Raw genomic sequence first — 6,782 nt, forward strand, 5'->3', positions numbered from 1 at the left:
ACAGGATCTCTTGCCAATTTAACTGTGCTTCACTAACTAGAAATCTGCTGTATGGACAACTTCAATGCCATTTATTTCGGCACTGCTACACCGCGATCGACAAAACACTCACACTAGAATCCAAGTCTGAGGCATTGAGAAAAGAGTACGAAAAGCTTAAAGAGTACTGCAATCGACAAAATGAAGAACTGGGTTTAGACGGTTGGAATGAGTACCGAACGGGCTTAATTGTGACCCAGGGCAAAGCTTACTTTTTTGAGCTTCCGAATGCGGATTCAATTCCTTGTGATTGGTCAAAGCTGATTGAAAAATCAGCCGAGATCGCTGCTCACCTTGAAGCTAAAACAAACTCTAAGCAATCTCTTTTAGAGTGTCCTGAATGCGGTTCAAACAACTTGAGAAACAAAGGAAAGACCAAAGACGGTAACAGTAACTACATGAAGTGTGGAAGCTGTGAACATAATTTCAAAGCCAGTTTGTAGTGTCTTTAAGTTTAGGCAAAGAGTTTGGCAGCGTTGGGCGATCGCCCAACGCTTTCTCAGAACTTCCAGCACGTAATGCTTTCAAAAGTAGGCAAAAAGTGGGCATTTCCTCATGCCGGTCAAGTAGGCAGTGCCCAATCATGTTAAGAAACGCTTGTCGATTACTGTTAGGAGAAATGATCACGATGTACGGAACCCGCAACTCATCCATCAAAATCATGCTGTTGAGCTTTTTAGCAGGTTGGACGTTTGGAACCTTCTTCAACGTCATTCCTAAATCTTCACTTCCCTGGGAACCAACTCAATCAACTAACCTGAGAAAAGGGTAGGCAATGCTTAATTTCTTGCGCGTCTTCTTCTACCCATCCATCTCGATGTATGAGCGTCATAAACTACCAAAAGGACCCAGCATTTATTACTTGAGGCTGGGTAGAAAAATTGAGTATATTGGGCAGTCTGCCAGCTTGAAACATCAGTGGACAAACGAAGGTGATTGGAAGCACGGGCATGATGATTCTCCAGAGCGAAGGCTATCGATCGCAAGTCGAACCGAGTCGAACGATCGTATACATTCACGCGCTGGCAACTGCGCCCTGGAATCGAATCACAAACCCGGATCCCAATGGATTTCGTGCGGTGGGGCGAATTTTGTTCAAATTTGCTCAATATCGCAGCGAGGAGTTAGGCTATGGCGGACTGGTCGGCTTACATTCGCTACCCAGGTCAGAGCCGTTCTATCGGAAAATGGGGATGCTCGATGGGGGTACGGATGCAGAGCGCGGAGACTTAACGTATTTTGAGTGGTATCGCCGTCGTCCTTCGTTGCTCGAAGCGATGGGCATTGAGATCGACACAGAAACCGAGGAACAAGCCGAATAAATCGCAGCAGGAGACGTGAATGAAATTTACAGTGACCGAAGCAGAAGCCCGACAAATGGCGCAGTTTGAGGAAGAAGTAAACTGTGATATCAGTGCGGGTTCAGATTGGGGCAGTGATTTTGATCAAGTTCTAGAGTTAGTGCTGACCCAGATCGATAACGCAAAGCTAACTGAGTTGATATCTGAGCAACTTGGTCAAGTGCTGTCGCTAGAGGAAGTCAAAGAATTAGTTGCGAGTTTTCAAAGCCAAGTGCGTGAAAAAGTGGCTGAAAAGCGACTGGTTGATCGCCAGCGCTGATTCGGTAAAGCAACGACGATCGCGTTCTTAACACTTCATGCCTGACTCCATAAAATTCCCCAAAGCACTGTACGTAAGAACTGTAGAGAAAAATCGTTGTTTGCTTCCAGCGCCTCATGAAAATTGCTCGGAATTCACGGCATTGCCCATACCTTTCTCACTGCTCAGATTGAGCGCGAGTGCCTGTTCGCCCTGCAAGGTGGACTTGAAGAAGCAGGCTTTCTACACATCCAACCTGACGAGTTGGGTATTGCCCATAGTCCGCGGTGTCCCGTCCCGAAGGAATGCGCTCCGGCACACTTCCCCGACTGAGCGCCGCAGATGTTCAGGATAAATGGGAAGAAGCGATGCTGCTCGCTTGGTGGCGTGAAGCCGCGAAACTCTCACAGATCAATTGCAGCGAAGCTGACCCTTCAGGCGAAGACCAGACGGTTCAAGGTTTCTCGGTTGACTAGTTCGGCATTAAACGAACTGCATTCCTCGAAGAGGCTGGCATTTTGTGAAGCTGATTGAATCCTCATCCAGGAATCCTGCAATCATCATTTCAAGAACGCCTTCGATCGGCTGATCGACTTGAGCAGCGTAAGCCTTTAATCCAAGTTGAATTTTCTCAGGCAGGCTGCTGTTCAGGATCGGTTGAGCAGCTTCGGGACTTAAAGATTCTGAGGTGCTTGCATGGCTCTTGTTCCAACGTTCGTTTGCCCAGTTTGACGATCGCGATTTTTACTGAGCCGTCTCTTGAAAGTTTGGTTTCCTACCGAAATCGATCCCTACAGGATTGCAGCCCACAAAACTAACCGAATCCTCATCCAGATAGCCTGCAATTGCCATTTCGATCACAGCCTCGATCGGATACTCCAGTTGAGCCGCACAGGTCATTAGCCCTAATTTGATCTTCTCTGGTAAAGCATAGAGGAAGGTTTGGGCGGCTTCAGGTGAAAGATGCTCGGTGTGCATGAGTGACACGATGAGACTTATCTTATTTTTGAGAAGTAAACCGTCGGATAGTTTCGATCGGCAACTTGTAATACTGAGCGATCTCCTCGACGGTCATTCCTCTATCAATGAGTAGAGGCACCGTCATCGCAAGTATTTCATCCTGCTTCTCTTCCTGAGCCTCTTGGTACACACGGGTTTGTTTTAGATCGCTCAGTCTCAACATCTTGCCAATCTCCTGACTGTTTAGCTTTGGAAACTTGTAGACGAAGATCGTCTCTACCAATTCTATGAAATTTTGCTGGATAGTTACATCCGTAAGCTCTTGACGAGTTCGCTCAATTAACGCCCGTCCTTTCGCTGGAGCTTGTTTCTGGGGAGTTCCAATGAGTTGCAGAAGCCCTAATCCGAGAGAGCGATCACCCACATCCATCGGCAACTTATTCAAATAAATGCGCTGCAACCTGGGACTGTTCTCATACTCCGCATAGTGGCGCGGCAGCCCTGGATCAAATCGCTTTTCGGTGAAAATCACCACCCCCCGCCAATCATTTCTATCCATTACGCAAAAGTGTGTAGAAGGATTGCTGTGAAGGAGATGTGGGGTTTATTTGTGTCAGACTGAGAAAACGACTACTCACTGTGAGGAAAAACCGATGCGGGATTGGGTGAGCTAAGAGATCGATTCACAAGCGTTTGGAGATTTGCGGCATAGTAAACGATTGTGTGAAACCGTGCGAGTGCTGAGTGAGCATCCGAGCGCAAGTGTGCCGCAGGTAAGTCAAAGTACGAGTGCGAGTCAAAGTATCTATCGATTCTGGGCAAACCCGCAAGTGCAGCCTTCTCAAATTCTGTTGAGTCACCGCAGTAGCGTGGTGAAACGGGCGACTCAAGCGGGCGTGGTGCTGGCGATACAGGACACAACGGATTTAGACTTTCATCGATTGAAGCAGACGACGGGATTAGGCTTCATCCACCAGGGCACGAATCAAGGCATCAAGGTGCATAGCTGCTTCGGAGTCAGTGGCAGGGGTGAGCCGCTCGGACTGTTGCATCAATACACTTGGACGCGCAGTGAGCGCAGTGGCAAGCGAGGAGAACGCAAGCAGAAAGCCACCTGCGACAAAGAAAGCCAGCGCTGGCTCGATACTTTGAGTGCTGCCGAGCGCGAGGTGGACGCAGCGGTGCAGATGATTCATGTGGGCGACCGAGAAGCCGACATCTACGACTTATTTGTGCTGCCACGACGCGCAAAGAGCGAGTTGCTGATCCGGGCGGAACACAATCGCCGTGTGCAGCATGAGCTTGGCTATCTGATTCCCACGGTGGAGCAGGCTCCGGTACTCGGACAGCAAGCGATTGAGGTAGGGCGCAACCCTAGCCAAGTTGCCCGGAGTACAACTTTAAGCCTGCGGGCAATGCAGGTGACCATTGACGTGCCGCGGCAACACAAGCAGCCCAAGCAGTGTCAACCCGTGACGCTCAATGCTTTGCTGGTCGAAGAATGTACACCGCCTGCCGAGGGGCAACCGATTCACTGGTTGTTGCTCACGACACTGCCTATCGACACGTTGGAGCAAGCCTGGCAATGTGTGCGGTGGTATAGTTTACGCTGGTTAATTGAGCGGTTTCATTTCACGCTCAAAAGTGGCTGTCGCCTTGAACAGTTGCAACTCGAAACCAAAGAGCGATTGTTGAATGCCTTAGCAACCTACTCGATTGTGGCATGGCGCTTGATGGGGTTGACCTATCGCGCTCGACTCACCCCAGATGAATCGTGTGAAACGGTGCTGCAACCGCACGAGTGGCGACTGTTGCGGCGCAGGTTTGAACCCAAAAACTGCTCGAAAAAACCACCCACGTTACGCCAGGTCGTGCGCTGGATTGCCCAACTCGGCGGCTTTCTGGCTCGTAAGCACGATGGAGAACCAGGATTGAAAACGCTTTGGCGAGGACTAGGAAAGTTCCATGATTTGCTCGAAGGCGCGCAACTGGCGACTCATGCCTAAGCCCTGTCTGCGTTCTACCGACTTCTGCCTAATGGATAGATCTTTTCAGAGACAGGCTTAACCGCTTCTGCGGGTGTGTCCTTCAACAAGTTTTTAGCAAAGATGGCATCGGGGATGAATAAGCCCAATGGACTGACGGTGATCTTGCCTGAACAAGCTGAGTCGTTTGTGGAGTCTTTAGCGATCGAGAAGTTTCACGGCATTGGGAAGGTCAGCACCGCCAGGATGCACGAATTGAACATTCACACGGGAGCCGACTTAAAAGAGCGGTCTGAATCTGAATTGGTGCAGCAGTTTGGTAAGGTTGGACACTACTACTTCAAGATTGCCAGGGCACAGGACGATCGACAGGTTGAGGCAAATCGAATCCGTAAATCAGTGGGCGCAGAGACTTCCTATGCTCAGGATTTGAGTGATAGAGCGGTGATGCTGCATGAACTCGAAACGATTGCAGAGACAGTATATCAACGCCTGGAGCGTCATCAGACGGGAGGACGAACGATTACGCTGAAGGTGAAGTTTGCCAACTACCAGCAGATTACGCGCAGCCGGACGGTGATGAGGGCGATCGGGGATGTGGCAACGATCGTTTCCCTAGCGCAGACGTTGTTTGAAGCGGTGGAGTTGGAGGGGCGAAGTGTGAGACTGTTGGGGATCTCGCTGTCTAATCTGGGAGGTGAGGAGCGATCTCTTGGAGCATTGCAGCCAGAATCGTTGGTACAGTTGGCGTTATTCTAGCTGTGGAGTTGTTCAATGTCAGATACTCAACCTCACCTCACACCTACAGAACTGTATGAATGGCAGCGAAGCCTTGAGGAGGCGAATCGACACAATATTTTTTGTCACTGTCGAGAGTGCGATTACGAGTGGGTCGCGTCCAAACCTGAAGCCTGTGTTTGTGGCAGCAAAAGGGTGGAGTATATTGCGTGTTGGCAGTTTCCAGATGGTTAAGAAGGTCGGCAGGAGTAGGCTTTTTGGGTTTCGTGGCGTGATTTGGCACTTATCCCAAACCAATCCAGATAGGATAGGGAATCTTAAGCAAAAGTAAGGCAACGGAGTAAAAGTTAAACCATGAACTTCATTCAAGAACTTGAAGCGGCAACACAAGCACTTCTGAACAACGGAGTCAAAGAACTCAAGGAGCTAGAGGAACAGCAGCAACGTCAAACTCAAATTGCTGAAATAGCGAAAGACATTCGGCAAAAGCTTGAGCCATTACTGAAACAGGTTGAAAATTTAATTAGCCAGTTTGCTCAAAAAGAAGTCAGCAATAGTCTCACAGTTAAGCAACTGGAACAGCAAAGAGATCTCTTAAAGGAACAGATTGAACAGGCAGATTCCCTGGCAGAGATTGAAATTGACGAAGCGCTATTGAGAGAAGAGGAAAAAAATCTAGCCAAGCAAGAAGCCGCAGAATTGAGAAAATGGCGAGTACAGCTTAAGCAAGATCTGCTGGAGTTGATTGAGGAACAAGGCGATTTCTACGATGCGACTGACTTGATGATCGCCGTTAAAGGGCATCTCGAAGATCTCAAACAAATTGGGGCATTAGAAGAAGTCGTGGATCGCTTAATTAAGCAAATTAATCGCTACGATCGCAAGAACAGCGACTCCAACAACCCGACCGCGAAAGTGCGGGATAGCTACGAAAGTACGGTGAACTTTATCGCAGAAATTGCCCACAAAAATCGGCAGAATGCGAATTATGTTCAGCGGACAGAATTTACATCGAAACGAGAGAAACCGACAGGACAAACCGTTAGCTATAAAGGTCTCAGTGGAAAGGTTGTGATTATTGGAGGACACGATCGCTTAGAGACAGCCGTTCGCACTCGTCTACGGTCGTCCAGCGTTGAACTAATTTGGGCAACCGCTCAATCAGGGTCAGCTATCTGGGAACAGGTTGAAACGCAAGTTCAGAGCGCCGACCTGGTAATTGTGATGACGGGTTACAGTTCGCATACGATCACGCAGCATGTTCTGCAAAATAAGGGAGAGAAGAAACCCATTTACATTACAACGACGGGGATGACCCGCTTGATTGAAGCGATCGAAGTCGGACTGAAATCTCAACGACTTTCACAGCAGCTTGGAAGACCGAAAAGTGCGTAATGACGTTCTCGTAGCAATCAGGTTAAACTCAGCGGAGCAGTCACCCACTCCGCTGGTCTTCAAAAC

Annotated in this window: 11 protein-coding genes; 8 read left to right on the forward strand and 3 right to left on the reverse strand. The window is 48.9% G+C overall.

The window, feature by feature from the left end:
• The coding region (locus tag ACKFKF_RS23410) for a hypothetical protein (protein WP_446869899.1) at positions 1-482 on the forward strand (482 nt) is incomplete at its 5' end.
• Here ACKFKF_RS23410 and ACKFKF_RS23415 read toward each other — a convergent pair.
• Entirely contained in the window at positions 466-753 is a 288-nt protein-coding gene (locus tag ACKFKF_RS23415; RefSeq protein WP_446869900.1) for a hypothetical protein, read from the reverse strand. The genes ACKFKF_RS23410 and ACKFKF_RS23415 overlap by 17 nt on opposite strands.
• Before the next feature lie 236 nt (positions 754-989).
• Between ACKFKF_RS23415 and ACKFKF_RS23420 the strand changes: the two genes are divergently transcribed.
• The 3 genes from ACKFKF_RS23420 to ACKFKF_RS23430 all read left to right on the forward strand — a co-directional run bounded on the left by ACKFKF_RS23420 (position 990) and on the right by ACKFKF_RS23430 (position 2,114).
• Positions 990-1,361, forward strand: coding sequence for a hypothetical protein (locus ACKFKF_RS23420; RefSeq protein ID WP_446869901.1), 372 nt, complete (start codon positions 990-992; stop codon positions 1,359-1,361).
• Positions 1,362-1,380: 19 nt separating this feature from the next.
• Positions 1,381-1,659 carry a hypothetical protein gene (locus tag ACKFKF_RS23425; protein WP_446869902.1) on the forward strand — a complete coding sequence of 93 codons (279 nt, stop codon included), beginning with the start codon at positions 1,381-1,383 and terminating at the stop codon, positions 1,657-1,659.
• Between the two features lie 266 nt (positions 1,660-1,925).
• The gene (locus ACKFKF_RS23430; RefSeq protein WP_446869903.1) at positions 1,926-2,114 is read left to right on the forward strand and encodes a hypothetical protein; all 189 of its coding nucleotides are present in this window, start codon (positions 1,926-1,928) and stop codon (positions 2,112-2,114) included.
• Positions 2,115-2,382: 268 nt separating this feature from the next.
• Here the strand turns inward: ACKFKF_RS23430 and ACKFKF_RS23435 are convergent, their stop codons facing one another.
• Both ACKFKF_RS23435 and ACKFKF_RS23440 read right to left on the reverse strand, forming a co-directional pair.
• The gene (locus tag ACKFKF_RS23435; RefSeq protein ID WP_446869904.1) at positions 2,383-2,616 is read right to left on the reverse strand and encodes a hypothetical protein; all 234 of its coding nucleotides are present in this window, start codon (positions 2,614-2,616) and stop codon (positions 2,383-2,385) included.
• A 22-nt stretch (positions 2,617-2,638) separates the two neighbouring features.
• Positions 2,639-3,157, reverse strand: coding sequence for a DUF2887 domain-containing protein (locus ACKFKF_RS23440; RefSeq protein ID WP_446869905.1), 519 nt, complete (start codon positions 3,155-3,157; stop codon positions 2,639-2,641).
• A 118-nt stretch (positions 3,158-3,275) separates the two neighbouring features.
• Here ACKFKF_RS23440 and ACKFKF_RS23445 point away from each other — a divergent pair, with 118 nt between their 5' ends.
• The 4 genes from ACKFKF_RS23445 to ACKFKF_RS23460 all read left to right on the forward strand — a co-directional run bounded on the left by ACKFKF_RS23445 (position 3,276) and on the right by ACKFKF_RS23460 (position 6,716).
• Complete coding sequence (locus ACKFKF_RS23445; protein ID WP_446869909.1) at positions 3,276-4,604, forward strand: IS4 family transposase; 1,329 nt, start codon at positions 3,276-3,278, stop codon at positions 4,602-4,604.
• Between the two features lie 114 nt (positions 4,605-4,718).
• Positions 4,719-5,342 (forward strand): DinB/UmuC family translesion DNA polymerase, encoded by a 624-nt coding sequence (locus ACKFKF_RS23450; RefSeq protein ID WP_446869906.1) that lies wholly within the window; start codon positions 4,719-4,721, stop codon positions 5,340-5,342.
• Between the two features lie 15 nt (positions 5,343-5,357).
• The gene (locus ACKFKF_RS23455) at positions 5,358-5,555 is read left to right on the forward strand and encodes a hypothetical protein (RefSeq protein ID WP_446869907.1); all 198 of its coding nucleotides are present in this window, start codon (positions 5,358-5,360) and stop codon (positions 5,553-5,555) included.
• Between the two features lie 120 nt (positions 5,556-5,675).
• The gene (locus ACKFKF_RS23460; RefSeq protein ID WP_446869908.1) at positions 5,676-6,716 is read left to right on the forward strand and encodes a DUF2325 domain-containing protein; all 1,041 of its coding nucleotides are present in this window, start codon (positions 5,676-5,678) and stop codon (positions 6,714-6,716) included.
• The last annotated feature ends 66 nt before the right edge of the window (positions 6,717-6,782 follow it).

The sequence above is a fragment of the Phormidesmis sp. 146-12 genome (assembly GCF_052939495.1).